Here is a 24443-nt window from a genome sequence, read left to right as displayed (position 1 = left end):
CAGCACCGTGTCGTCCAGCGCCTTGCGCGCCACGTCAGCGGCAGCGCGGGCTGCCTGGTAGGTAGCTTGCGCCGCTTGCAGGCTGGCTTGCGAATTGACGAGTGCGGTGGCAGAGATAAAGCCTTGGTCTACCAGGGCTTTGTTGTTGTCCAGCTGGCGCTGGTTGATGTCTACCTGCGCCTTGGCAGCATCGGCCTGCTGCTGGGCCTGGCGCAGGCGTGCCTGGGCTTCGGTGGGGTCAATGCGCGCCACCACCTGGCCAGCGCGCACGCTGTCGCCCTCGCGCAGCGTGAGGCTTTGAATCTCTCCCGCCACCCGCGCCTTGATCATGGCCGAATCCACTGCGCGCAGCGCGCCCGAGATGGGAACGCCCAGCTCCAGAGTGCGTTGCTGCACCGTGATCATCTCGCCTTCGGCCAGTTGCAGCGGCGCTTGCTCCCGTGAAGTGGTGGCTTCAGCCAGCGCCTGTTTTTCCACTTGCCGTGCGGCCAGCGTGCGCCACACGCCCCAGCCCATCAGCACAACAACCAAGCCGAGGGCCGTCCAGGTGATCCAGCGTTTCATGGGTTTTGAGAGGGTGGGGGTGTTGCACCAGCGGCAGGGCGAACGCACAGGCCGTGGAGGATGTTGTCGATCTGCGTGCGGATGTACTGCTCGGGGGTGAAGACTTCGTCGGGCAAAGAGCAAGGGCCCATGGAGTTGTTCCACAGCATGAGGAACATCATGGGCGCCAGCACGATGTAGGTGCCGTATTCAAGATCCATTTGGCGAAACTCTCCCCGCTCCATACCGCGTTGCAGGATGCGCCGGATGAGCGCGCGGCCGGGCAGGATCACCTCTTGCTGGTAGAACTGCGCAATCTCCGGGAAGTTCTGCGCCTCGCTGAACATCAGCTTGGTGATGCCAGACGCCTTGGTGGCGCCAATGCGCTCCCACCACACCTGGTAGCAGTAGGTCAGCCCTTCGCTGGTGTTGCCCACGAACGATTCCAGCGCGTTGTTCCATTCAGTAAAGCGGCCGACGATGTTCTCGCGCACCACGGCCTTGAACAGCTCTTCCTTGCTGGGGAAGTACAGAAACAGCGTGCCCTTGGAGACCCCCGCACGCGCAGCGACATCGTCCACCCGCGTGGCGGCAAAGCCTTTTTCCACGAACAGGTCCAGCGCCGCTTCCAGTAATTCGCCGGGGCGCGCTTCTTTGCGCCGGCTGCGCTTGGGTGCCGCTTCGTTGGTCAAGGGAGTGTGGGGTGTGTTTTGTGACATTGTTACTGACTGACTGGTTAGTAATGTAGCAACCAGACCTCTGGCAGTCAATGCGCTGGGACAAGCAGTGATGCCTGGCGAGTCCGTTGTCGTGGGGCGCAGGTCAATTGCACTCGCCCCAAGGGTTATGGTCGCGCGGAATAATGGGCCGCAAAGGAATCAACACCCATGAACTTGCAAACCATCACTTTGGGCGGGGGATGTTTTTGGTGCACCGAGGCGGTGTTTGACCGTGTGCGCGGCATTACCGACGTGGAAAGTGGCTACACCAATGGCCACACCGTCAATCCCACTTACGAGCAAATCTGCCAGGGCGACACAGGCCATGCCGAGGTCGTGCGCCTGACGTTCGATGCTGACGAAATCAGCCTGGAGGAGATCCTGGAAATCTTCTTCCATACCCACGACCCGACCACCCTGAACCGCCAGGGCAACGATGTGGGCACGCAGTACCGCAGCGGCATCTATTACGACCAGCCCGAGCATGGTGAAGTGGCCAGCGCCATGATCCGCCAGATGTCGCAAGACAAGCTGTTCAGCGCCCCCATCACCACCGAAGTGGCGCCGCTTTCGAACTACAGTACGGCCGAGGCGTATCACCAGGATTACTTTGCGAACCACCCTCACGCCGGGTACTGCGCATTCGTGGTGGGCCCCAAGGTCGAGAAATTCCGCAAGACGTTTGCGCGCTATCTGAAAGGCTGAGGTCGTTCAGGTTTTGCGCAGGCGGAGCGCAGAACAACCGGCCGCCGAGACTCATGTCCTGCAGTGGGGGGGGGTATGGGCCGCGCGCAAAGGGGCTTGTGGTCAGTGGGTTGTGCATAATGCAACCCGTTTGCGTTAAATGCCGCTCGAATGGGCGCTGCAATCCACCATGCCTTCCACCGCCAACTCCTCTAGTGACCAGCCCCTGGCCTGGGCTTTGCCGCCGGGCATGCGCGCCACCCGGGCCACCCGGGCGCTGGAGCGGCTGTACCACGAGCGCCCCCACGCCGCCTTGTCAGAGGCCGAAGTGGAAGCCGCCCTGGCCGCTGCGGGCGCCCCGGTCAATCGCGTCACGGTGTACCGCATGCTCGACCGCTTTGCCGCTGCAGGCCTGCTGCACAAGCAGGTCGATGCCGCGCGTGTAATGCGCTATGCGCTGGCACCGCAGGGGGAAGAGGGCGCCGCCCCTCGCTTTGAGTGCGACGACTGCCACCAGCAGTTTCGCCTGTCGCAAAGCGCAGCGCCAGTGCAGTCGGCCCTGCAAGAAGTGCTGCAGGCGCTGGCCTCGGCCGGGCACGAGGGGCTGGCGGTAGACATTGCGGTGCGTGGCCGTTGCGCGGGCTGTGCCCACCCCACCAACGAGGCCGCAGCATGATCCGCACCCGGGGCCTGGCCTACCGCTATGGCGCGGGGCCACAGTTGCAGTTTGCCGATGTAGATCTGCCGCAGGGCGGCACCTTGCTGCTGCAGGGGCGATCGGGCGCGGGCAAATCCACCTGGCTGGCGCTGGTGGCGGGGCTTCGGGCTGCCACGGGCGGTGATCTGTTCGTGGCGGGGATTCAACTGGGCACGCAGCGTGGGGCTGAGCTGGACGCCTGGCGTGCGCGCTGCATTGGCTTTTTGCCGCAAAAGCTGCATTTGAGCAGCGCCCTCACGGTGGCCGACAACCTGGCCCTGGCCTACTTTGCCGCAGGCCGCCCGCGCGACGATGCCGCCATTGCCCAGGCCCTGGCCCAGGTGGGCGTGGCCGAACTGGCCGGGCGCAAACCGCACCAGCTCTCGGGCGGGCAGGCGCAGCGCGTGGCCTTGGCCCGCGCGGTGCTGTTGCAGCCCGAGCTGCTGCTGGCCGACGAGCCCACGGCCAGCCTGGACGACGAAGCCGCTGCCGATGCCCTGGCCCTGTTGCAAACCAGCGCCGCCACCTGCGGCGCCAGCCTGGTCATTGCCACCCATGACCAGCGCGTGGTGCAGGCGCTGGCGGGCGTGCCGCGCTTGCAGCGGCTGGACCTGAATGCAAACCCTGCCCAGGCCCCGGGTGGAAGTGATTTGAACCAAATGGGCACCCAGCGCCCTGCAGATAAGCGGTAGTAGCTATGAAAAATATAGCAAAAACGGCCGCATTGGCATGGCGTTATCTGTGGTCGCGGCCGCTGGCGGCGGCGCTCAACCTGTTGCTGCTGGCCCTGGGGCTGGCAGCCATCACGCTGGTGCTGCTGGTGTCCACCCAGCTCGACCGGGCTTTTGAGCGCGACCTGGAAGGTATTGACCTGGTGGTGGGCGCCAAGGGCAGCCCGCTGCAGCTCATTCTGGCGGGGGTGTTCCACATCGACGTGCCCACGGGCAACATCCCCCTGCAAGAGGTGCAGGCGCTGCAGCAAAACCCGCTGGTGGCCCAGGTGGTGCCGCTCAGCCTGGGTGACAGTTACCAGGGCTATCGCATCGTGGGCACCACGCCGGATTACGTAACGCACTACCGCGCCACCCTGGCCGAAGGCGCGCTGTGGCAGCAGCCCATGGACGCTGTGCTGGGCGCCAGCGCAGCGCGCGGCATCGTCAAGCCCGACCATGCCGGCCAGCCCCTGGTGGGGGCCACCTTCATCGGCAGCCACGGGCTGGGCGGGGGCGGGCATGCGCATGGCGACCACCCCTACCGCGTCAGCGGCGTGCTGGCGCCCTGCGGCTGCGTGCTCGACCGGCTCATCCTTACCAGCACTGAATCGGTCTGGCAGGTGCACGAAGCCGCCACGGCCGACGACCCCGAAGACCTGGAAATCCTGAAGCAAGAGCGCGAGGTTACCGTGGCCCTGGTGCGCTACCGCACGCCGCTGGCGGCTGTGTCGTTGCCGCGTGCCATCAACGCCAACACCTCGATGCAGGCCGCCGCACCAGCCATTGAAGTGACCCGCCTGTTGCGCCTGCTGGGCGTGGGCGCAGACGTGCTGCGCGCCTTTGGCGGCGTGCTGCTGGCCGTGGCGGCGCTGAGTGTGTTCATTGCGCTGTGGAATGCCGTGCGCGAGCGCCGCTTTGACCTGGCCATGCTGCGCATGCTGGGCGCGCCGCCAGGCCGCGTGGCCGGGCTGGTGCTGTGCGAAGCGCTGTGGCTGGCGGCCCTGGCCTGCGCCCTGGGCTTGCTGCTGGGCCACGGCCTGGCGCATGCCCTGGGCTGGGCGCTGCAGGCGCAAGGGCTGCTGCCTGTGACGGGCGCCGTGTGGTTGTCTGAAGAGGCCGGTGTGCCGCTGCTGGCGGGCCTGGTGGCTGCACTGGCAGCGCTGCTGCCGGCCATGCAGGCCTATCGCACCGATGTGGCCGACCTGCTGGTGCAGCCCTGATGCCGTGTTGTAAGTGCCGTGTTTGTTTTTTTGTTGTTCGTTGATCTCACCTGAAAGGAATCACCATGAAGAAACTCTGGACCGCCCTGTGCGTCGCCCCCTTGCTGCTGGCCAGCGCTGCCGCCCTGGCACAGGCCCACTCTGACAAGCAGACCAAGGAAGACATCGAGCGCCACCGCGCCATGGCCGCCGCCCATGAAGCCGCTGCCAAGTGCCTGGAAGGCGGCAAGGGCGAAGCCGTGTGCATGAAAGAGCTGCAGGCGGCCTGCAAAAACCTGGCCATCGGAAAATACTGCGGCATGAAGCACGCGCATTGAGGCGCGTCCCTCACGCCTGCGCCTCGCTGTCGCCTGATTTTTTCGCTGATTGAAAGAAGAGTCTGCCCATGCCCCGCCTGCTGTCCTGCTCCCATGCCACCTGCCATGCGTCTAGCCTCGGGGCAGCGCGTTGGCGTGCCGTTGTGCTGGCCTGTGCTGTGGTGGTGGGTGGGGCAGGGGCGGCCAGAGTGCAGGCGCAGGCATCAGGCGCGGCAGGCACTCCGGCGCTCAGTTCACCCCTGCCGCCCGGCACCCACGGGCAGCCAGCGGTGGCGGGCAGCGGGGCCGGTTACCACAGCCCCAACAGCCCCATTGCGCCGCTGCCCGTGCGAAGTGATGTGGTGCCCTGGTCGGTGCTGACCGACCTGACCAAGAAAACCACGGCCAACGCTGTGCTGCCCGTGTTCAACGCGCAGCAGCAGGGTATGCACCAGACGGTGCAGCGCATCCAGGGCTTCATGGTGCCCATGGATGCCAAACCCACGCAAAAGCATTTTTTGCTCACCTCCGTGCCCTTGACCTGCTCGTTCTGCATTCCCGGCGGGCCTGAGAGCATGGTCGAAGTCAAAGCCAAGACCCCCGTGCGCTATTCGCTGGAACCCGTGGTGGTCGAAGGCAAGTTCAACGTGCTGCCCAACGACCCCTACGGCCTGTTCTACCGTCTGGTAGAGGCAGTGCCTGTGAAGTAACGGACTGCTGCTGCGCCCCTTTGCCCTGTTTTTGCTGCTGAAATCTCTTCGCCTTTCATCTGCCATGCGCCTGCCTTTGCCACGGCCCCACCAGCGTGTGTGCACCGCCGTGCGCCCGCGTGCCGGTGCGCGCGCATGGCAGGCAGTCTGGCTGGCCTGCCTGCTGCTGGCCCTGGCATGGGTGCCCACCCTGGGCCGGGTGCACCAGGCGCTGCATTCTGGCGACCACCGCACGGTGCCCATCCAGGGGTTTGCGCATGCGGGCCATGCCGCTGATGCCGCGCACCCCCATGCCCGTGCGCAGGCAGCGCCGGACGCAGCCGCCCTGATTGAATCCCTGCTGCCCGCCCACACCAGCGGGGTCGACTGCCTGCTGCTGGATCAGTTGGCCCTGGCCGATGGCCTGCTGGCCCCTGCGCCGGGCTTGCCCGCCGTCCCCAGCACCCACCACGCCCCGATGGGTTTGGTGCAGCACGGGTGGGTGCTGCACCGGGCCCTGTTCCAGGCACGCGCCCCGCCTGTAGCCCTGCGGGCCTGAACCGCGTCGCTGGCCTCGGCTGCTGTGGCTGTGGGGGCTCGGCTGCTGGCTGACCTGTTCGCTGTCTTCCCACAGCCAGATCGGCGCGTGACGCACGCTGGTTGTCAGTGCGTTATTTACTCCTGATTTGATAGCTGCTAGCGCTTGACTGGAAAGCGCTAGCGTGCATTTTTGTCTCAATCTTTGCAGGGCTGGCCGGCCGTGCCCGCCTGGGTTGCTGCGCATGGTGCGTCGCAGCGTCTGCCTTGTTCGCCTCTGATTTTTTACCTCCAAGGTTTCTCATGATTTATTCCACATTGGCCTCTCGCCGCCTTGCCCTGCGCCCCGTGGCCCTGGCCGTTGCTTTGCTGGCTGCAGGGGGCTCGGCGCTGGCCCAGACCCAGGCCACCGCGCCTGCCGCTGCCGCCGAAGCCAACCTGCCTTCCGTCACTGTCTCTGCCAGCGGCCTGCAACTGGGCGCGGGCGAGATGACCACGCCCGTGACCGTGCTCGAAGGCGATGAACTGGTGCGCCGTCGCGAGGCCACGCTGGGCGAGACGCTGAGCAGCGAGCCCGGCATCACCAGCAGCCACTTTGGCGCCGGGGCCAGCCGCCCCATCATTCGCGGCATGGATGGCCCGCGTGTGCGCGTGCTCAGCGACGGTGCCGAGCTGCACGATGCCTCCACCATCAGCCCCGACCACGCCGTGGTGTCCGAGCCCATGCTGGCCACGCAGATCGAAGTGCTGCGCGGGCCATCGGCCCTGGTGTACGGCAACGGCGCCGTGGGCGGCGTGGTCAATGTGCTGGACGGCAAGGTGCCCACGGCCATCCCGCAAAAGGGCTATGAAGGCAGCGCCGAGTTGCGCGCCAACACAGGCGCCCGTGAGGGGGCGGGCGCCTTGTCGCTGACTGGAGGTGCAGGCAACCTGGCGGTGCATGTGGAAGGCGTGGCGCGCGATGCAGGCGACTACCGCGTGGGCAAGGGCTGGGCGCCTGAGGGCGAGGCCACCCGCAAGGTGCCGGGCAGCTTCAACCGCACCGACACGGGCAGCGTGGGGCTGTCGTGGGTGGGTGAGCGCGGCTACCTGGGCGCGGCCTACACGCGCCAGACGGCCAAGTACGGCCTGCCGGGGCACAACCACAGCTTTGAAGACTGCCACACCCACGGCAATCATCTGCACTGCGGCGCCCATGCGGGCGAAGACGATGGCCACGACCATGAAGATCACGACCATGGCGATGTGCCCGTGGTGGATCTGCGCAGTGAACGCTTTGACGTGCGCGGCGAGCTGCGCAACCCGTTCGCAGGCTTCTCGGCGCTGCGCCTGCGTGCGGGTGTGACCGACTACGTGCACGACGAGGTCGAAGACGGCGCCGTCAGCACCACCTTCAAGAACAAGGCCTACGATACCCGCGTGGAGCTGCAGCACGAGCCCATCGCCGGGTTCAAGGGCGTGGTGGGTTTGCAGACCTCGCAGCGCAAGTTCAGCGCCGAAGGCGAAGAGGCTTACGTGCAGCCCACCGTCACCCGCAAGGTGGGGTTGTTTGTGCTGGAGGAATACCGCCTGGGCGACTGGCGCTTTGAAGGCGCACTGCGCCACGACCGCCAGACAGCCGAAGCGCAGACGAGCGGCATCGAGCGCAGCCACAACGGCACCTCGGCATCGCTGGGCGCGGTGTGGCGCTTCACGCCCGGCTACCAGGTGGGTGCGTCGCTTACCCGCGCCAGCCGTGCGCCGTCGGCCGAAGAGCTGTACGCGCGGGGCCTGCACATGGCCACCAGCACCTACGAGCGGGGCAATGCTGATCTGCGTTCAGAGATTTCGCAAAACATCGACGTGAGCCTGAAGAAGACCAGCGGCGACACCACATTTGGTGTGAGCGTGTTCCACAACAAGATCAACAACTACATCTACGGCCGCACGCTCGATGCGCTGGATGCCCTGCAACTGCTGCAGTACAGCCAGGCCGATGCCACCTTCACCGGCATCGAGGGCCAAGTGCGCCAGGCCCTCACGCGCAACCTGGGCATCACGCTGTTTGCCGACACCGTGCGTGCCAAGCTCGACGGTGGCGGCAATCTGCCGCGCATACCGGCCACCCGCGCTGGCTTGCGGCTGGACGCCAATTGGGCGGCGTGGGAAGGCCAGGTGGAATGGGTGCAAGTGGCCCGCCAAAGCCGCGTGGCCGAGTTTGAAACCGCCACCCCCGGCTACGGCATGCTGAACCTGGGCGCTGCCTACCACGGCAAGCTTGCCAACGGCTCGCCCTGGCAGTTGTACGTGAAGGGCGCCAACCTGACCGACCGCTTGGCCTACGCCCACACCTCGTTCATCAAGACCGCTGCGCCGCTGATGGGGCGCAACATCACCGTCGGGGTGACGGTAGCGTTCTGATAGTGCCCGGGGCCCGTGCTTTGCTCGGGCCCCAGTGGGCTAGGTTTTGTTGACCAGCGCATGCGTGGGGTGCTGCCCCGTCAGCAGCAAAAACATGGCGAAGACGGGGCCTTGCATGGTGCGCTCGTCGGTTTCGCTTTCCAGGGCTTGCCAGGTGCGTGACTGCAGGCCCCCCCGGCTGCCCTGTTGTACGGGGTAGCCCATCAGCTCTGCCGCCTGCACTTGGCTCAGGCCTGCGGCGATGCGGGCGGCTTTGAGTACGCTTGCGGTGGGTGCAGGCATGTCCAGGGTGAGAGGAGGGCTCGATGTCATGGGGCAAGAAGGTGAGAGTTCGGTGCCTTTGCCCGTCTGAGCGCTCACCAAACTCTTCGAAACGGCCCCGCGCATAACGCCAGGGACTTCTGGTTGGCCACTCTCATCGGGCAAGACGTGCAGGCTTGCCATTGTGATGGATGCGGCACCCTTGCCCCTTCTTGTGTAGTGCAGGGCCGCAGCTTGGCGCAGCGGCCCTGGCTGCGTGCGTCAGTCGAGCTTGATCTTGGCGGCCGTGACCACGCTGGCCCAGCGTGCCCGTTCCTTGGTGAAGAACTGGTCTTGCTCGGCGGGCGTCATGGTGACCACCTCAGCCCCCTGGCCCGCCAGGCGCGAGCGGATTTCGGGCGCGCGGATGGCGGTGATGAGCGCCTTGTTGAGCTTTTGCACCACGGCTTCAGGCGTACCACGCGGCACCAGCACGCCTTGCCAGGTGCCCGATTCATAGCCCGCGATGCCTTGTTCGGCAATGGTGGGTACGTCGCCAATCAGCGGCATGCGGATGGACTTGGAAACGCCCAGCATCTTGAGCTTGCCGTTTTGCACCTGGGGCAGGGTGGCCAGCATGCCGTTCATGAGCACCTGGGTTTGCCCGGCCACGGTGTCTTGAATGGCGGTGACACCGCCCTTGTAAGGGATGTACTGCCAGCGGGCGCCACTGGCGCGCTCCAGCGCCACGCCTGCCAGGTGCGGTGCGCTACCTGTGGCCGTGACGGCAAAGTTCAAGTCGTTCTTTTTGGAATAGGCGACCAGTTCCTTGAGGTTGTTCACCGGCACCGAGGGGTGCACCACCAGCAGGTGGGGCGAGTAGGCCAGCATGGTCACGCCACGCAGGTCTTTGGACGGGTCGAACGACAGCTTGGTGTACGCCGACGGGCTGATAGCCAGTGCGCCCACGTCGCACAGCAGCAGCGTGTAGCCATCGGGCTCGGCCTTGGCCACCAGGTCGGCGCCCAGGTTGCCGTTGGCGCCCGCCTTGTTTTCCACGATCACGCTTTGCTTGAGTGATTCCGATAGCACCTGGCTGATGGATCGCGCGATGATGTCCGAACTGCCGCCGGGCGGGTACGGCACGATGATGCGCACCGTCTTGCTGGGCCACTCGGCCGCGTTCTGCGCAAAGGCGCTGGCCGTGGCCAGCAGGGCAAGCCGGCCAGTACGGTGGAGCGGCGAACGATGGTCATTGTTGTTGTACGACAACATGTAACCAATCGAAGTGAAGGCATCTTCCCGTGCACTGCCCCTTTCGGGGGATCAATGCGAAAGCGCCGCAGGCTTTGTTTTTGGTTGCCTGTGTCAGTAGCGAGGGTGGCTAGGTGCGCCTGGCGAGCGCCTTTTCGTCGCTCAGCCATATCGCTGTGGCAGAGTAGCGCCCCGCACTCCACAAACACGTCTGGCTCTCGCTGGGCGTGTGTTTTTGTCTTTACGCGCCATGTCTGTCACCCCAAGTCCGTCCACGTCCCCCGTTGCACCTGCCACTCCCTGGGAGGTGTTCTGGGTGTTCCTGCGCCTGGGGTTGACCTCGTTTGGCGGGCCTGTGGCCCACCTGGGCTACTTCCGTGATGAATTCGTGGTGCGCCGCCGTTGGCTCACGGAGCACAGCTACGCAGACCTGGTGGCGCTGTGTCAGTTCTTGCCGGGCCCGGCCAGCAGCCAGGTGGGGATGGCGCTGGGGCTGATGCGTGGTGGCTGGGGCGGTGCGCTGGCGGCCTGGGTGGGCTTCACGCTGCCGTCAGCCCTGGCGCTGGCGTTGTTGGGCCTCGGGTTTTCTGCGGGCGGGTTTGGCATGCCCGCAGGGTTGGTGCAGGGCCTCAAGGTGGTGGCCGTGGCCGTGGTGGCTCAGGCGGTGTGGGGCATGGCGCGCGGGTTGTGTGCCACGGTGGGGCGGGCGGCGTTGATGCTGGCCGCCTGTGCCGTGACCTTGCTGCAGCCTGGGGTGGTGGGCCAATTGGCGGTGATGCTGGGGGCGGGAGTGCTGGGGTGGTGGGTTTGGGGCCGCAAGCAGGCCCCGGCTGGTGCCGCACCAGGTGCAACGGCCGACGCGTCGGACGCCTGGGATGTGCCTCTTTCGCGCCGCGGGGGGCTGGTGCTGTTGGCAGTGTTCGCCGCCCTGCTGGTGGTGCTGCCGTGGTCGGTGGCCGTGGCGTCCGCCGCAGACGGCACAGCTTCTGCGCTGGCCGTGGTCGATGCGTTTTACCGCGCCGGTGCGCTGGTGTTTGGCGGCGGCCATGTGGTGCTGCCCCTGCTGCAGTCGGCCGTGGTGGAGCCCGGCTGGGTATCTGCCGACGCGTTTTTGGCGGGCTATGGGGCAGCTCAGGCCGTGCCGGGGCCGTTGTTCACGTTTGCTGCGTTTTTAGGCGCTGCGATGGCGCCGGGCTGGGCCGGGGCGGGCTTGGCGCTGCTGGCCATTCTGGGTATTTTTCTTCCGGCGTTCTTGCTGGTGGCGGGCGCGTTGCCCTGGTGGGCGCCGCTGCGCCAGCGGGCCTGGGCGCGGGGTGTGCTGGCCGGGGTGAATGCAGCGGTTGTGGGCTTGCTGCTGGCCGCGCTGTACCAGCCGGTGGCCACCAGTGCGCTGCACAGCGCTGCGGATGTGGCCCTTGCGCTGGTGGCGCTGGCTGCGCTGCTGCGGTGGCGTGTGCCACCCTGGGCGGTGGTGGTGGCCACCGCGTTGACGGGCTGGGGGCTGCAGGTCTTGCTGCCGGTTTTGATATGAAAATAGGCCCTGGCGCTTATGTATAAAGCGGAAGCAGCTATTAAATTAATAGCGTTGCTGCGCTGACTCTGTTGTTCCCGTCCTTGTTCTTTTTTCCTTCTGGCGTGCTGTCTTGAACTCTCCCGTCATTGCTTCCCTGGTTCCCGTGGTGCTTTTCATTGCCATCGGCTTTGTGGCGGGCCGCCAGGAATGGATCCGCGCCAGCGCGGTGAAAGACCTGTCCAACCTCGTCTTCATGGTGCTGTCGCCCGCGCTGCTGTTTCGCACCATGAGCACCGTGCACATCGAAGACCTGAACTTCGGCCCGGTGGGCATCTACTTCGCCGCGTTCGGCGTTTTGTATTTCGCCACCCTGGCCTGGCAAGGCTTCAACCGTCTGGCGGCGGCGCGGGCCCTGGCCAACACGTTCAGTAACACACTGATGATTGGCGTGCCGCTGGTCGGGCTTGTGTTTGGCGACGCGGGCCTGGTCACCCTGTTCACCCTGATTTCGGTGCACTCGCTCATTTTGCTGACCGCTGCCACCGTGGTGTTCGAACTGGCCGCCGCGCGTGAACACGCAGGTCAGTCCAACGCGGCGCAGCCTCCCATGTGGCGCACTGTGCTGGGCGCCGTGCGCAACGGTGTGCTGCACCCGGTGCCACTGCCCATCCTGGCCGGCCTGTTGTTTGCGCAGACCGGGCTGGTACTGCCCCCGGTGGTCGACAAACCCCTGCAGTTGCTGGGCCAGGCCCTGGGCCCGTTGGCCCTGCTGCTGGTGGGGGTCACGCTGGTGTTCACCCGCGTGGGTCACCATTTCAAGGGCGCACTGCGCATCGCCTTGGCCAAGTGCATCGTTCACCCGCTGCTGCTCGCCGCCATGGCCTGGGCCCTGGGCCTGTCAGGACTGCCCCTGGCCGTGATGATCGTGGCGGCATCGCTGCCCGTGGGGGCCAACGTGTTCCTGTTTGCGCAGCGCTACGAAGTGGCCCAGGACGAGGTCACCGCCAGCGTGGCGGTGTCCACCATGCTGGCGCTGGTGACGATGCCAGTGGTGATTTTGTTGACTACGCGGTTTGTGGTGTGAGGAGTGGGGCACTGTGTACGGTGTGCATTGGGGTAGCACGACTTGAGCGCTTGTCATGAGCGAAACTTGGATAGCAGCACTCTGAAGCTGCTATGGATCCGAAATTGACGGATGAGGCCGAACAAAGCATGCAGTAGGCAAGTTCTGTTGGGCTTACTGTCCCGCTAAAGTTTCCCGACGTAATGCCTGCCGGGTTTCATAAAAACTAATATCTGTTTATTTGCACAGTGTCCGGGTGTATTAACCGGGTTTTGCTGTTTACATTGAGTTATATCGTATGAATATCCCATTGCTGAGTCCTGATGCGCTTCAGCGAATTTCCGACGCTTGCTGCTACATCTCTGTCTTTCTCGGTGATGAGAAGATAAGTCAAGGAACTGGGTTTGCTTACACCGCGAACGGTGAGGTGCTCACGGCAGCGCACGTGGTCACGGGGCGGTCGCCGATTCGGCACTGCGACTACAAGGATCCGGATCAACGCATTTACTGCAAGTTTGCTGGGCACCCCGCGGCGGAGTACCGTGTATTCTTTTGCAGCATAGATCTTGATATTCCATCGTTCACGAGTCGAATTCAACTCGACTTGGCTATCCTTCTGCCGAAAAGTCCATTTGCGACTGCCGTGTCGCATATTCCTGCAAACGTCAACCCGCCAACACTCGGTGAGCGCGTTTGTCTTGCCGGGTTTTCAGAGGAACTCGAGCTCCCGTTCAATGTGGACCGACTGCTTCAACATGACTTCTCCGGCGCGGCGCAGTTTCGTGAAGCGATGCGAACTGGATACATCGCTGACATGACGGGGCCATTGCTAAAGCAAGGGAACGTAGGAAATTTGAGGCGCATCGTTGCTGAAAATACTCAAAATGGCGACCGTGTGGAATGTGACGTGATGTACATTGATAACGCGATGCATGCAGGAGCTAGCGGCGGTCCGGTGGTGAACGGAAAGGGAGAGGCAGTCGGCGTTTTGTCGCAACGGGCGGTGACGCGTGTGGACGTCGGTCAGGAAAAGGTGCGTGTTCCCTCGGGTTGCACGGTTGCACTCAGTTTGGCACCTTTGCTTCACATTGCGAGGAAAACCGGTGACGCTGTGACAGAACAGGTCGTTCGACACGGACATGCACCGGCAATGTGCCGCGAGCCGCGCGCAGCTGGATAAGTCCCGTGATGCGTTACCGGTGCGTGCCGGTCAACTCTGATGTTGAGCCCCCGCTTTCGTGTGAGTTGAACAGCAGTGCCTCGCCGCCTTCAGCCGTTGACTGTCCCTGCTGAATCCACCCCCAGCAATTGATGCAGACGCGTACTGCTGGTGGTGTACTGCAGCGCCACAGGCTTGCCGCTGAGCGCTTCCGCCGCAGCAAAGGCGGCCAGCGTAGCTTCGTGAAAGCCGCAGACGATCAGCTTGCGCTTGCCGGGGTAGGTGTTGATGTCGCCCACCGCGTAGATGCCGGGCACGCTGGTGGCAAAGGTGGCGGTGTCTACCACCAGTTGTTTGCGCTCCATCGCCAGGCCCCAGTCGGCAATCGGGCCCAGGCGGGGTGATACGCCAAGGGCCACCACCAGCACATCCAGCGGCAGCGGCACGGTGGTGTCTTGCGGGGTGGTGATGTGCAGCGCGGTCAGCCGCTCGTCAGCGCAGTCCATGCCGGTGGGTTGGCCCACGACCACCTGGATGCGGCCGGCATTGCGCAGGGCCTGCAACTGGGCCAGCGCTTCGGGCGTGGCGTTGAAGACATCGCGCCGGTACAGCAACGTCACGTTGGCGGCTTGCCCGGCGGTTGCTGCTTCCACGGCGCAGGCCACGGCCGCATCGTCACCGCCGTGCACCACCAGCCGCTGGTTTTTGAGCGAGGTCGTGGCAGGTAGCCGTGTGTAATGCAGTTGGGTCCCCACAAACCGGTCGATGCCTTCCAGCTTGAGGGCCTTGGGCACGAACGCGCCCACGCCCGCTGCGATGAACACTGCGCGGGCACTCAAGGTAGCGCCTTGGGTGGTGGTGACGTGAAAGCGCCCGGTGTCTGCCTGCGTTTGCAGAGCAGCCACCTGCGTGTTCAGGTGCCACTGGGGCTGGAAGGGTCTGATTTGCTGCTGCAGCAGGGCTGCCAGTTCGCGCCCGCTGCACACGGGCACGCCAGGGATGTCGTAGATGGGCTTGTCGCCATACAGCTCCACGCATTGGCCGCCCGCGTAGGGCAGCGCGTCAATGATGTGGGCTGCCAAGCCTTGCAGGCCCAGCTGGAACACCTGGAACAAGCCCACCGGGCCTGCACCGATGACGACGGCATCGGTTTCTTGAATCATGGGCAAGGCAGCAGGCGCTGGGGCCTGCTGGGGGATGGTGCTGCCGGGTCACACCGCTGCGCCATTGCCACGCTGTGGCAAAGGGTGGTGCAGCGGCGGGCAGCGCCAGCAGGCATTACTTGATCAGGTAAGCGATCTTGCCGGGCTTGCCGTTCCACTCGTCGGCGTCGGGCAAAGCGGGCTTGCGCTTGGTGATGCTCTTCCAACCATCGGCAAAGGCCAGTTCGGCGTTGATCTTGATGAAGGCGATCTGGTCTGCCGGCAGGTCTTCTTCGGCAAAGATGGCGTTGGCAGGGCACTCGGGAATGCACACGGCGCAGTCGATGCACTCATCGGGGTCGATGACGAGCATGTTCGGGCCTTCGCGGAAGCAGTCCACGGGGCACACGTCCACACAATCGGTGTACTTGCACTTGATGCAGTTTTCGGAGACGACGTGGGTCATGGCAGAGGGTGTGTGGGTCGGTCGGTGAAAACCCGCGATTTTAAGGCTTTCACCGCGTGGGTTGAGAGGGCCCCTGAGCCCGCAAGGGGGACTCAGGGCATTTTTTGTTGCGCTGGGTCAGTTCACCAGCACCGCGCCAGCGGTCTTGTGGCTGGCGGTGTCCACCAGGATCAGCGATCCCAGCACGCGTGCCTGGGTGAACGGCGCAGCGGGAATGGCCTCTTGCAGCACGAGGTGAACATGACCGATGGCGTTGGGGTCGAGCTGCGTGGCAGCTTCTTCGGCCAGCGTGTTGATGTTGAGCTTGTGCACCACGGCCTTGACCTTGGCCTTGACCCAGCGGTGGCCATGCAGCGCCCAGTACACGCGGCCTGCGACCAGGGGCTCGTCGTCCATCCAGGCGATCGTGGTGTGCAGCTCGCGGCTGGCAGGCCAGGCCGGGGTGGCTGCGGGGGTGTCGCCAAAGTCGTCGTCAGCAGCGGGCGCTGCGGCGGCGGTGGGCGCGGCCAGAATCCAGTCGCCGCGGGATACGTCCACCTCGCGGTCGAGGATGATGCCGGCGCTTGTGCCTGCGGGCACGTCCTGGGGGCGGCGGGCGTGGTCCAGCACCTGGGCCACCGTGGCCAGCTGGCCGCTGGGGAAGATCTGCACTGCCGTGCCGGGCGCAAAGCGGCCTGCAGCCACACGGCCCCAGAACACGCGGCGGCCCTGGCTGGTGTCTGACGAGGACGAGAACTTTTCTACCCACTGCACCGGGAAGGCGGGTGCCAGCGCCGTGTCGGCGGGGGTGTTGGGCAACTTTTCCAGCACTTGCAGCAGGGTGGGGCCGTTGTAGCCGCACCAGCCGGCATGGGCATCGACCACGTTCCAGCCCTTCAATGCAGACACGGGCACCGTGGCGCGCACGGTGATGCCAGCGGCCTGGGCAAAGGCTTGCAGCGCGCCCTGAATGTGCTTCCAGGCCAGTGCGGGGTCTTCCACCGCGTCGAGCTTGTTCACGGCAAACACCAGCGAATGCACGCGCAGCAGGTGCACCAGCAGGCTGTGGCGGCGGGTCTGCGGCAGCAGGGCCAGATTGGCGTTCTTCCAGTCGAGCTTGGTGGCATCTACCAGCACCACGGCGGCGTCGGCGCTGCTGGCAGCCGTCACCATGTTGCGGGTGTACTGCTCGTGGCCGGGCGCGTCGCCAATGATGAACTTGCGCTCTTCGGTGGCGAAGTAGCGGTAGGCCACGTCGATGGTGATGCCCTGTTCGCGCTCGGCGGAGAGGCCGTCGGTCAGCAGGGCCAGGTCGGTCTCGCCCTGGCGTTGCACGCCGGCCAGGTGGTCTTGCAGCACGGCCTTGCTGTCCACCAGCAGGCGGCCGATCAGCGTGCTCTTGCCATCATCCACGCTGCCGCAGGTGATGAACTTGAGGGCGGAAATATGGTCATTTGGGGCTCCAGCGCTTTCTGGATAAGCGCTAGCAGCTATTGAATTGGTAGTGTTTGTCATCAGAAATACCCGTCCTTCTTGCGCTTCTCCATCGAGGCATCGCTCGTCTTGTCGTCCATGCGCGTGGCGCCGCGCTCGCTCACGTCGGCAGCCAGGGTCTCGATGACGATCTCGGCCGGGGTGGCGGCGGTGCTCTCCACCGGTGCGGTGCAGGTGATGTCGCCCACGGTGCGGAAGCGCACGTCGCGCGTTTCCACCACATCGCCTTCGCGCGCGGGGGTCAGCTCGGTCACGGGCATCAGCAGGCCCTTCTTGTCCACCACCTGGCGCTTGTGCGTGTAGTAGATGCTGGGCAGGCCGATCTGCTCGCGGTCGATGTACTGCCACACGTCCAGCTCGGTCCAGTTGCTGATGGGGAACACGCGGAAGTGCTCGCCGGGCTGCAGGCGGGTGTTGAACAGCGTCCACAGCTCAGGGCGCTGGGCCTTGGGCTGCCATTGGCCGAAGCTGTCGCGGTGGCTGAAGATGCGCTCCTTGGCGCGGGCCTTTTCTTCGTCACGGCGGGCGCCGCCGATCAGCGCGTCAAAGCGGAATTCTTCAATCGCTTCGAGCAGTGTGACGGACTGGTGCACGTTGCGCGATTCGCCGGGGTGGGCCAGGCGCACGGTGCCGCGTGCCATGGAATCTTCCACGCTGCGCACGATCAGTTCAGCACCCAGTTCCTTCGCGCGGAAGTCGCGGAAGTCCGTCACTTCAGGGAAGTTGTGGCCCGTGTCGATCATCAAGAGCGGGTAAGGGATGCGGCCCGCGCCAAAGGCCTTTTCGGCGCACTTGAGCATGACCAGCGAATCTTTGCCGCCCGAGAACAGCAGGGCGGGGCGCTCAAAGGCGGCGGCGACTTCGCGCAGGATGAAGATGGTTTCTTCTTCCAGGGCGTCGAGGTGCGAGTTGTTGAGGTGGTAGCTCATATCGTTGGTTTTCTCAAGCAGCGCTGAGTCGGTGCGGGCGTTCATGGGGGTGTCCGGGTTCAGTGGGCCAGATGCAAGCCGCATTCGCGGTTGTCTTCGCCCTTGGTCGGGTCCACGTAGTCGAAGTTGTTGGGGAGGCCGTGCTTCACGCAGTATTCGTGCAGGTCTTTGGACGACCAGTGCAGCAGCGGCGCTACCTTGATGAGTCCGTCAGGGTTGATGCTCACGGGGTCCATTTGGGCGCGCACGGCGGTGTCGGTAGCACGCAGGGCGGTGAACCAGACCTCGGGCGCGGTCTCGCGCAGGGCGCGGGCGAAGGGCTCCAGCTTCACTTCGGCGGTGAATGCCGCGTGGCGTGGGTCATCCAGCGCAGGCGTGGGGCCTTCCACGGCTTCGCGGTGGGCGCGCGAGCGCAGGGGCAGGTAGATCTTCAGGTTCAGCCCCAGCTGCTTCGTCACCTCGTCGGCAAAGCGGTAGGTGGCTTCGGTGTTGTAGCCGTTGTCCATCCACACCACGGGCACCTTGGGGTTCACTTGCGTGACCATGTGCAGGATCACGGCTTCAAAAGGCCGGAAGTTGGTGGTGACGATGCTGGTCTTGCCCAGGCCCAGGGCCCATTCCACCAGGGCGGGCGCGTTGCGGCCCAGGTCGGCGTTGACGGCGGTGAGGTCGATGTGGCCCATGGTCATGCTGCCTTTCGGAAGTGGGGCAGCGGCTCGGTCACGTCGCCTTGGTAGAAGCCCTTGAAGCGGTCGAACTGGCGCTGGGCATCGGCCATGTCCAGGCCTTCGCGCAGCACGGCCACGTCAAAGCCGCAGCGGGCCATCTGCACCAGCTGGTCGATCAGCACGTCGCCGGTGGCGCGCAGCTCGCCCGCAAACTTCAGGCGGCCACGCAGCAGGCGGGCCTGGCTGAAGGCCCGGCCGTCGGTGAACTTGGGGAACTGCAGGTCAATGCGGTCCACGCCCGCCAAGTCCAGCTCGAACGGGTTGGCGTCGTTGGGCAGTTCAATGACTTTCAGGCCTTCAGGGCTTGGCTGGTGCTCGTGAGCAGCTATTATTTTCATAGTGATAAACCCTCAGGCGGTTTCGGTTTCAGCGGGGCGGCGCGCGGCGTTGGCGGCGACTTTGAAGGGCTCCAGGCCCACGCGGCGCACGGTGTCGATGAAGTTTTCGTAGCGTGGGCCTTGCGCGTCATCGGCCAGCGGCTGGCGCTCGGTGCGGTAGGTGTTCAGCAGGGCTTCGATCACGCCCGGCACTTCGGCGGCGCTGAACGAGGGGCCGATGATCTTGCCCGGCGTGGCAGGGCCCGACAGGTTGGAGCCATCGGCCCCGCCCAGCGTGATCTGGTACCACTCCTTGCCGTCCTTGTCCACGCCCAGGATGCCGATGTGGCCGCTGTGGTGGTGGCCGCAGCTGTTGATGCAGCCGCTGATGTGCAGGTCGATCTCGCCCAGGTCCCACAGCTCGTCCAGGTCCTGGTAGCGCTCGGTGATGGCTTCGGCAATCGGCAGGCTGCGCGCGTTGGCCAGCGAGCAGAAGTCGCCGCCGGGGCAGGCAATCATGTCGGTGAGCAGGCCGATGTTGGGCTTGGCCAGGCCCAGTGCCTTGGCGGCCTGGTACAGCGCGGGCAACTGGTCGCGGCGCACCCAGGGCAGCAGCAGGTTTTGCTCGTGCGTCACGCGGGCTTCGCCGCCCGAGAAACGGTCGGCCAGCTCGGCAGCGGCTTCCATCTGCTCGGCCGTGGCATCGCCCGGCGCATAGCCCAGGCGCTTGAACGACAGCATCACGGCGCGCAGCTGCGGGTGGCGGTGCGGCAGCACATTGCTGGTGAGCCAGCGGCCAAAGTCGCGGTCTTCGCTGGCGGCGGTGCGCAGCAGCTCCAGCGTTTCGGCTTCGGCGTTGGCGGGTGACAGGTCCAGCTCGGGCTCGCGGAAGTTCGCGGCCACGCGGTCGTATTCGGCCTGCGTGATGGTGTGTGGGCCGCCTTCGTCCTCGACGATCTGGCGGAACTCTTCATTCACCTGGTCGATGTAGGCCTGGCCTTCGGCCTTCACCAGAATCTTGATGCGCGCCTTCCAGCTGTTGTCGCGGCGGCCGTAGCGGTTGTAGACGCGGATCACGGCTTCCAGGTAGTTCATGAGCTGGTTCCAGGGCAGGAACTCGCGCAGCACCGGGCTGATGGTGGGCGTGCGGCCCATGCCGCCACCCACGCGCACCTTGAAGCCCAGCTCGCCCGCGTCGTTCTTCACCAGTTGCAGGCCCACGTCGTACCAGCCCAAAGCGGCGCGGTCTTCGCGCGCACCGTTGATCGAGATCTTGAACTTGCGGGGCAGGAATGAGAACTCGGGGTGCAGCGTGCTCCATTGGCGCAGGATTTCGCAAAACGGCCGGGGGTCGGCAATCTCGTCGGCGGCGATGCCGGCCAGCGCATCGCTGTTGATGTTGCGGATGCAGTTGCCGCTGGTCTGGATGCCGTGCAGCTGCACAGTGGCCAGCAGGTCCATCACGTCAGCGGCCTTGGACAGCGGAATCCAGTTGTATTGCACGTTGGTGCGTGTGGTGAAGTGGCCGTAGCCGTACTTCAGCTTGGTGCCAATGCGGCGGCCGTCGGCCAGCGGAATGTCGCCCAGCTTTTCTTGTGTGGCCTGGGCCTCGGCCAGCAGGGCAGGCTCGGGCTGGTCGTATTCGCGGGCCACGCGGGCCAGCACGCGCAGCTGGGTGCTGGAGAGTTCGCCATACGGCACAGCCACGCGCAGCATGGGCGCGTAGCGCTGCACGTACCAGCCGTTTTGCAGGCGCAGGGGGCGGAACTGCTCTTCGGTCAGCTTGCCCGCTTGCCAGCGTTCGAGCTGGTCGCGGAACTGCTCGGCGCGCAGGCGGATGAATTGGCGGTCAAAGTCGGTGTATTGGTACATCGTGGAGCACTCAGATCAGAATCAGTTTGAAGCCCGCCCAGGCGAGCAACAGAGAAAGGGCAGAGCGGATGAGGCGCTCAGGGGTGCGGGTGACCAGGCGCGAGCCCAGCCAGATGCCGGGCAGCGAGCCAGCCAGCAATTGTGCAAGCAAAGGCCAGTCCACCGAGCCGAGCGATGCATGTCCCAGACCCGCCACCAGGGTCAGCGGCACGGCGTAGGCAATGTCGGCACCAATGATGCGCGGCAGCGGCAGCAGGGGGTACACCAGCAGCAGCACCGTGACACCGATGGCGCCCGCGCCCACCGAGGTGAACGTGACCAGCGTGCCGATCACCGCGCCCAGCAGCACGGGCAGGCTCCAGTGGCGGGGGCGGGTGACGTCGCCGGTGTGGGCCTTGCGTGCGGCGTTTTGGGCGGCCTGGCGCTGGGCAGAAAAAACAATCGCCTTGTAGAGCGTGGCAGCGGCCGTGAGCAGCAGGGCAAAGCCCAGCGTGGTGGTCATGATGCGCTGGGCTGTTGCGCTGGCCGGGCCCAGGGTGCGCAGCGCCCACAGCGCCAGCAGGGCGGCCGGAATGCTGCCTGCGCACAGTTGGCCCACCACTTTCCAGGGCACCAGGCGCTGGCGGGCCAGGCTGACGGTGCCGCCCATCTTGGTGAAAGCCGCAAACAGCAAATCGGTGCCCACGGCCATGTGGGGCTTGATGCCGAAAAAGAAGATGAGGATGGGCGTCATCAGCGAGCCACCGCCCACGCCTGTGAGTCCGACGATCAGACCCACCGCGAAACCCGCAAAGACAAACGCCAATTCATGCATGGGGGCGAATGTAGAGGGGCTTCTTATGGATGCAAACTATTGTTTTGTGCTTCTAATATGCAAATATAGATATAAAGGCTTGCTGTAAGAAGCGCCGAACTGGTGGCCAATCAGTTTTCCGGCAGTCCACACAGCGTTTTTTACATCCGCTCACTCGCCTGTGCTCGGGCCAGTTTGGCGTCCAGCGGCAGGGGTTCGCCGTTCAGGCGGGCGGCCAGCAATTCGCCGCACAGCAGGGCCAAGGTCAGCCCCCGCGCACCCATGGCGGTGCACACCCACAGGCCGGGCAGCGTGGCAGCATCCACCGGCCCCACGATGGGCAAGCGGTCGGGGGCGGTGCAGCGCACGGCGGCCCAGTGTTCTACCGGGGCGGCCGCGCCATCGGCCTGCTCGCCCGCCGCCAGCCGGGCTTCGAAACGGGGCGCCAGGGCGCGGGCGGCGGTGGGCATCAGGGTTTGCAGCTTGCTCCATTGCCCCTGGTGGGCGGCGAGCTGGTCTGGTGCGCTGGCGGGCAGCTCGGTCACATTGCGCTCGAAGGTCGAGCCCATGATCCAGCCGCGCTCGGTGGCCTGCTCAGCCGGGTTGTCAGTCTGCCCCACGCCAAACGACGGCACCACGTTGCCATGCCCATTGGCCGGGAAGGGCGCGGGTGGCGGCAGGTGCGCGGCATAGCGGCCCCAGGACACCTGGCCGCGCACGGGCTGCAGGGGCCAGCGCTCGGCCAGCAAGGGGGGGCTGCCCGCACCTGCGGCAATCACCACCACAGGGGCCTGGGCCAGCACCTGGCCTTGCGCATCCAGCGCTTGCCATTCGGTGGGGGCGGCGGCATCAGCACCCGTCGTGGGGCGCAGGCTGGCCACGGCGCATTGGCCGCGCCAGGTCACGCCAGGCTCGCGCAGCAGGGCCCGTACCAGCTGGGGCGGGCGAATCCAGCCGGCGCGGGTGTGCCAGCAGGCCACGGCCTGGGGCGGCAGGCCCGCTTGTTCGCGGGCTGATTCGGGGGCGGGAATGGTCCAGTCGGCGCCTGGCCCAGCGTGCCAGTCGGCGGGCAAGCCGGGGGTGCCGTCGGTGCGGTGTTCCAGCACGCCCGTGGGGCCCCAGTCTTGCCCGGCCTGCAGGCGCTGGCTGGCTTGCTGCAAGGTGGTGCGCACGCCGCTGCGCGACAGGCGCGAGAGCACGGCATCGTCGGGCGACACATGGGGCGCAAACACGCCCGCTGGCAGGCCCGATGCGCCTGCAGCGGGTTCGGCTGCCTGGTCCAGCACCTGCACCTGCCAGCCCCGGCGGGCCAGGCTGGCGGCAGCGGCAGCCCCGGCCAGCCCGCCACCAATCACCAGGCAATGCTGGTGCTGTGCGCTGGCTAGGGGGGCTACGTCGGGTAGCGTGGCCGTGCGGGCACGGGGTTCCCAGCGGGGGTTGTAGGTGGCGTGCAGGTTGTCGCGCTTGGGGGGCACGCCGGGCACGCGCTGCACTTCAAAACCGCACTCGGCCAGCGCATCGCGCACGGCGCGGGCAATGGTCCAGGTGGCCAGCTGCGTGCCCCGGCGGCAGCAGCGCGCCACGGCTTTGAGGGTGTGGGTGCTCCAGATGTCGGGGTTGACGGACGGGCTGAACCCGTCGAGGTACACCGAGTCGGCCGTGGGCGCCTGCTGGCGCAGCATTTCTTGCGCGTCGCCCACGTACAGCGTGAGCAGCACGCGGCCGTCCTCAAAGCTCAAACGGTGCACGCCGGGCAGCAGGCCCCACCACTGGGCGTGGAGCTGTTCGGCCAAGGGCGCCAGTTCGGGGTGGGCGGAGGTGGCGCGCAGCAGGTCGGCAGCGCTCACGGGCCAGGCTTCCGTCGATATGAAGTGCAGCAGGCGCGGGCGTTGCGGGTCGGCACGCCATGCAGCCCAGGTGACCAGAAAGTTCAGCCCAAAGCCAAAGCCCGTTTCCAGCACCCGCCACTGGGGCTGGCCAGCCCAGGCCGCTGGCAGGCCGCAGCCTTGCAGAAACACGCGGCGTGCCTGGTCCAGCCCCCCGTTTTCACTGTGGTAACGGTCGCCAAAGCGGGGGCTGTAGGGGGTGCCGTCGGGCAGCCAGTCGATGGGCTCGGACATGGGGTATGCAAGTGCTGAACACCGGGCCCGTGCAAGCCTTGCGCGTGGCCCAGAAAAACAAAGGGCGCCACAAGGGCGCCGTGCTGGGGCTGGTTTTTACAGCAAGTGGGCGGAACAGCGGTTGTTCTAGATCACTGGCTGTGAACGCGGGAAGTGACTGGCGCTGCCGAAAAAGAGCTTGCATCAAACCACTTTTTGCAGCGCTGCACTTCGCTTTGCTCCGTTATGCGCTGGGCGGGACGTAGCCCGCCGCGGCGTCTGCGCCGCCGCCGAAGAAGTGGTTTTCCATCTGCCGGGCCAAATACTGGCGGGCGCGGGCGTCGGCCAGGTTCAGGCGGTTTTCATTGACCAGCATGGTTTGGTGCTTGAGCCAGTCGGCCCAGGCTTGCTTGCTGACGTTTTCCCAGATCCGCTTGCCCAGCTCGCCAGGGTAGGGCGGAAAGTCCAGGCCTTCTGCCTCTTGGCCGAGTTTGATGCATTGGACGGTGCGTGCCATGGTGTTTCCTTCTCGTGATGGGGTGGGTGCGAAGGCTGCGCGGGGCAGTCTTCAGATGTTTTGGGTATTAAGAACTGAAATCTTATTGGTTCCAGTTTTTAAGAGGGCCTTTCAGAATGCGTTTCATCGGTGTTTTGCACCGCCCACATTCAAAACCGAGGACCCCCATGAACTTTCGCCGCGACTTTATCAAGTTTCCATTGGCCGCAACCTTTGCAGGCGCTTTGGCGTTGACCGCATTGCCGTCTTTTGCACAGTCTGTGACGCTGCTCAACGTCTCGTACGACCCCACCCGCGAGCTGTACGTAGAGTTCAATCAGGCGTTTGCCAAGCACTGGAAGGCCAAGACCGGCGAGGATGTGACCATCAAGCAAAGCCAC

General features: G+C 65.4%; 25 protein-coding genes and 1 pseudogene. 12 read left to right on the top strand and 14 right to left on the bottom strand.

All coding sequences use genetic code 11. From position 1 onward, the window contains the following. Both AADJ04_RS11440 and AADJ04_RS11435 read right to left on the bottom strand, forming a co-directional pair. The coding region (locus AADJ04_RS11440; protein ID WP_341239689.1) for an efflux RND transporter periplasmic adaptor subunit at positions 1 to 564 on the bottom strand (564 nt) is incomplete at its 3' end. Next, positions 561 to 1235 (bottom strand): TetR/AcrR family transcriptional regulator, encoded by a 675-nt coding sequence (locus AADJ04_RS11435; RefSeq protein WP_341239688.1) that lies wholly within the window; start codon positions 1233 to 1235, stop codon positions 561 to 563. The genes AADJ04_RS11435 and AADJ04_RS11440, both read right to left, overlap by 4 nt. A 195-nt stretch (positions 1236 to 1430) precedes the next feature. Between AADJ04_RS11435 and msrA the strand changes: the two genes are divergently transcribed. The 8 genes from msrA to AADJ04_RS11395 all read left to right on the top strand — a co-directional run bounded on the left by msrA (position 1431) and on the right by AADJ04_RS11395 (position 8498). After that, entirely contained in the window at positions 1431 to 1967 is a 537-nt protein-coding gene (msrA, locus tag AADJ04_RS11430; RefSeq protein WP_207374996.1) for a peptide-methionine (S)-S-oxide reductase MsrA, read from the top strand. Between the two features lie 229 nt (positions 1968 to 2196). Further along, positions 2197 to 2622 (top strand): Fur family transcriptional regulator, encoded by a 426-nt coding sequence (locus tag AADJ04_RS11425; protein WP_142082453.1) that lies wholly within the window; start codon positions 2197 to 2199, stop codon positions 2620 to 2622. Continuing rightward, positions 2619 to 3335, top strand: a complete 717-nt coding sequence (locus tag AADJ04_RS11420) for an ATP-binding cassette domain-containing protein (RefSeq protein WP_142080796.1) — start codon at positions 2619 to 2621, stop codon at positions 3333 to 3335. The genes AADJ04_RS11425 and AADJ04_RS11420 overlap by 4 nt, the downstream gene beginning before the upstream one ends. 5 nt (positions 3336 to 3340) lie before the next feature. Then, complete coding sequence (locus AADJ04_RS11415) at positions 3341 to 4576, top strand: FtsX-like permease family protein (protein ID WP_341239687.1); 1236 nt, start codon at positions 3341 to 3343, stop codon at positions 4574 to 4576. 65 nt (positions 4577 to 4641) lie between these two features. Then, complete coding sequence (locus tag AADJ04_RS11410) at positions 4642 to 4893, top strand: hypothetical protein (protein ID WP_044400623.1); 252 nt, start codon at positions 4642 to 4644, stop codon at positions 4891 to 4893. A 68-nt stretch (positions 4894 to 4961) separates the two neighbouring features. Continuing rightward, on the top strand, positions 4962 to 5582 hold the full coding sequence (locus tag AADJ04_RS11405) for a DUF3299 domain-containing protein (protein WP_341239686.1): 621 nt from the start codon (positions 4962 to 4964) through the stop codon (positions 5580 to 5582). Between the two features lie 64 nt (positions 5583 to 5646). Further along, positions 5647 to 6120: a hypothetical protein gene (locus tag AADJ04_RS11400; RefSeq protein WP_341239685.1), complete on the top strand. Its 474-nt coding sequence runs from the start codon at positions 5647 to 5649 to the stop codon at positions 6118 to 6120. A 281-nt stretch (positions 6121 to 6401) separates the two neighbouring features. After that, a complete protein-coding gene (locus tag AADJ04_RS11395) occupies positions 6402 to 8498 on the top strand; it encodes a TonB-dependent receptor (RefSeq protein WP_341239684.1) in 2097 nt (698 codons plus the stop codon). 39 nt (positions 8499 to 8537) lie between these two features. On the opposite strand, the gene AADJ04_RS11390 is transcribed toward AADJ04_RS11395, so the two are convergent. Both AADJ04_RS11390 and AADJ04_RS11385 read right to left on the bottom strand, forming a co-directional pair. Next, the gene (locus tag AADJ04_RS11390) at positions 8538 to 8810 is read right to left on the bottom strand and encodes a helix-turn-helix transcriptional regulator (RefSeq protein WP_341239683.1); all 273 of its coding nucleotides are present in this window, start codon (positions 8808 to 8810) and stop codon (positions 8538 to 8540) included. Between the two features lie 210 nt (positions 8811 to 9020). Then, the gene (locus tag AADJ04_RS11385) at positions 9021 to 10013 is read right to left on the bottom strand and encodes a tripartite tricarboxylate transporter substrate binding protein (protein WP_341239682.1); all 993 of its coding nucleotides are present in this window, start codon (positions 10011 to 10013) and stop codon (positions 9021 to 9023) included. A gap of 229 nt (positions 10014 to 10242) precedes the next feature. On the opposite strand from AADJ04_RS11385, the gene chrA reads away from it, so the two are divergent. From chrA to AADJ04_RS11370, 3 genes are all read left to right on the top strand, one after another. Further along, entirely contained in the window at positions 10243 to 11523 is a 1281-nt protein-coding gene (gene chrA, locus AADJ04_RS11380; protein WP_341239681.1) for a chromate efflux transporter, read from the top strand. 112 nt (positions 11524 to 11635) lie between these two features. Beyond that, complete coding sequence (locus AADJ04_RS11375) at positions 11636 to 12589, top strand: AEC family transporter (protein WP_341239680.1); 954 nt, start codon at positions 11636 to 11638, stop codon at positions 12587 to 12589. A gap of 277 nt (positions 12590 to 12866) precedes the next feature. After that, positions 12867 to 13748: a serine protease gene (locus AADJ04_RS11370; protein ID WP_341239679.1), complete on the top strand. Its 882-nt coding sequence runs from the start codon at positions 12867 to 12869 to the stop codon at positions 13746 to 13748. 89 nt (positions 13749 to 13837) lie between these two features. Here the strand turns inward: AADJ04_RS11370 and AADJ04_RS11365 are convergent, their stop codons facing one another. The 10 genes from AADJ04_RS11365 to AADJ04_RS11320 form a co-directional block, all read right to left on the bottom strand. Beyond that, positions 13838 to 14890 carry an NAD(P)/FAD-dependent oxidoreductase gene (locus AADJ04_RS11365; RefSeq protein WP_341239678.1) on the bottom strand — a complete coding sequence of 351 codons (1053 nt, stop codon included), beginning with the start codon at positions 14888 to 14890 and terminating at the stop codon, positions 13838 to 13840. Positions 14891 to 15005: 115 nt separating this feature from the next. Next, the gene (fdxA, locus tag AADJ04_RS11360; RefSeq protein ID WP_066699332.1) at positions 15006 to 15335 is read right to left on the bottom strand and encodes a ferredoxin FdxA; all 330 of its coding nucleotides are present in this window, start codon (positions 15333 to 15335) and stop codon (positions 15006 to 15008) included. 117 nt (positions 15336 to 15452) lie between these two features. After that, positions 15453 to 16829 carry a GTP-binding protein gene (locus AADJ04_RS11355; protein WP_341239677.1) on the bottom strand — a complete coding sequence of 459 codons (1377 nt, stop codon included), beginning with the start codon at positions 16827 to 16829 and terminating at the stop codon, positions 15453 to 15455. After that, positions 16829 to 17782, bottom strand: coding sequence for a sulfate adenylyltransferase subunit CysD (gene cysD / locus AADJ04_RS11350; protein WP_066690705.1), 954 nt, complete (start codon positions 17780 to 17782; stop codon positions 16829 to 16831). The genes AADJ04_RS11355 and cysD overlap by 1 nt, the downstream gene beginning before the upstream one ends. 14 nt (positions 17783 to 17796) lie before the next feature. Then, positions 17797 to 18420, bottom strand: a complete 624-nt coding sequence (locus AADJ04_RS11345; protein ID WP_157020032.1) for a phosphoadenosine phosphosulfate reductase family protein — start codon at positions 18418 to 18420, stop codon at positions 17797 to 17799. A gap of 2 nt (positions 18421 to 18422) precedes the next feature. Continuing rightward, the gene (locus AADJ04_RS11340) at positions 18423 to 18803 is read right to left on the bottom strand and encodes a DUF934 domain-containing protein (protein ID WP_066787154.1); all 381 of its coding nucleotides are present in this window, start codon (positions 18801 to 18803) and stop codon (positions 18423 to 18425) included. 12 nt (positions 18804 to 18815) lie between these two features. Next, complete coding sequence (locus tag AADJ04_RS11335) at positions 18816 to 20654, bottom strand: nitrite/sulfite reductase (RefSeq protein ID WP_341239676.1); 1839 nt, start codon at positions 20652 to 20654, stop codon at positions 18816 to 18818. A gap of 10 nt (positions 20655 to 20664) precedes the next feature. Beyond that, a complete protein-coding gene (locus tag AADJ04_RS11330; RefSeq protein ID WP_198848070.1) occupies positions 20665 to 21468 on the bottom strand; it encodes a sulfite exporter TauE/SafE family protein in 804 nt (267 codons plus the stop codon). A gap of 140 nt (positions 21469 to 21608) precedes the next feature. Further along, on the bottom strand, positions 21609 to 23567 hold the full coding sequence (gene mnmC / locus AADJ04_RS11325) for an FAD-dependent 5-carboxymethylaminomethyl-2-thiouridine(34) oxidoreductase MnmC (RefSeq protein ID WP_341239675.1): 1959 nt from the start codon (positions 23565 to 23567) through the stop codon (positions 21609 to 21611). A gap of 223 nt (positions 23568 to 23790) precedes the next feature. Beyond that, positions 23791 to 24063, bottom strand: coding sequence for an oxidative damage protection protein (locus AADJ04_RS11320; RefSeq protein ID WP_044400580.1), 273 nt, complete (start codon positions 24061 to 24063; stop codon positions 23791 to 23793). Positions 24064 to 24230: 167 nt separating this feature from the next. On the opposite strand from AADJ04_RS11320, the pseudogene AADJ04_RS11315 reads away from it, so the two are divergent. After that, positions 24231 to 24443, top strand: a pseudogene (locus AADJ04_RS11315) (sulfate transporter subunit); the annotation flags it as partial.

This window comes from uncultured Acidovorax sp. (genome assembly GCF_964021665.1).
GTDB classification, from domain to species: domain Bacteria; phylum Pseudomonadota; class Gammaproteobacteria; order Burkholderiales; family Burkholderiaceae_C; genus Acidovorax; species Acidovorax temperans.
This window is presented reverse-complemented; position numbering and strand designations above follow the sequence as displayed.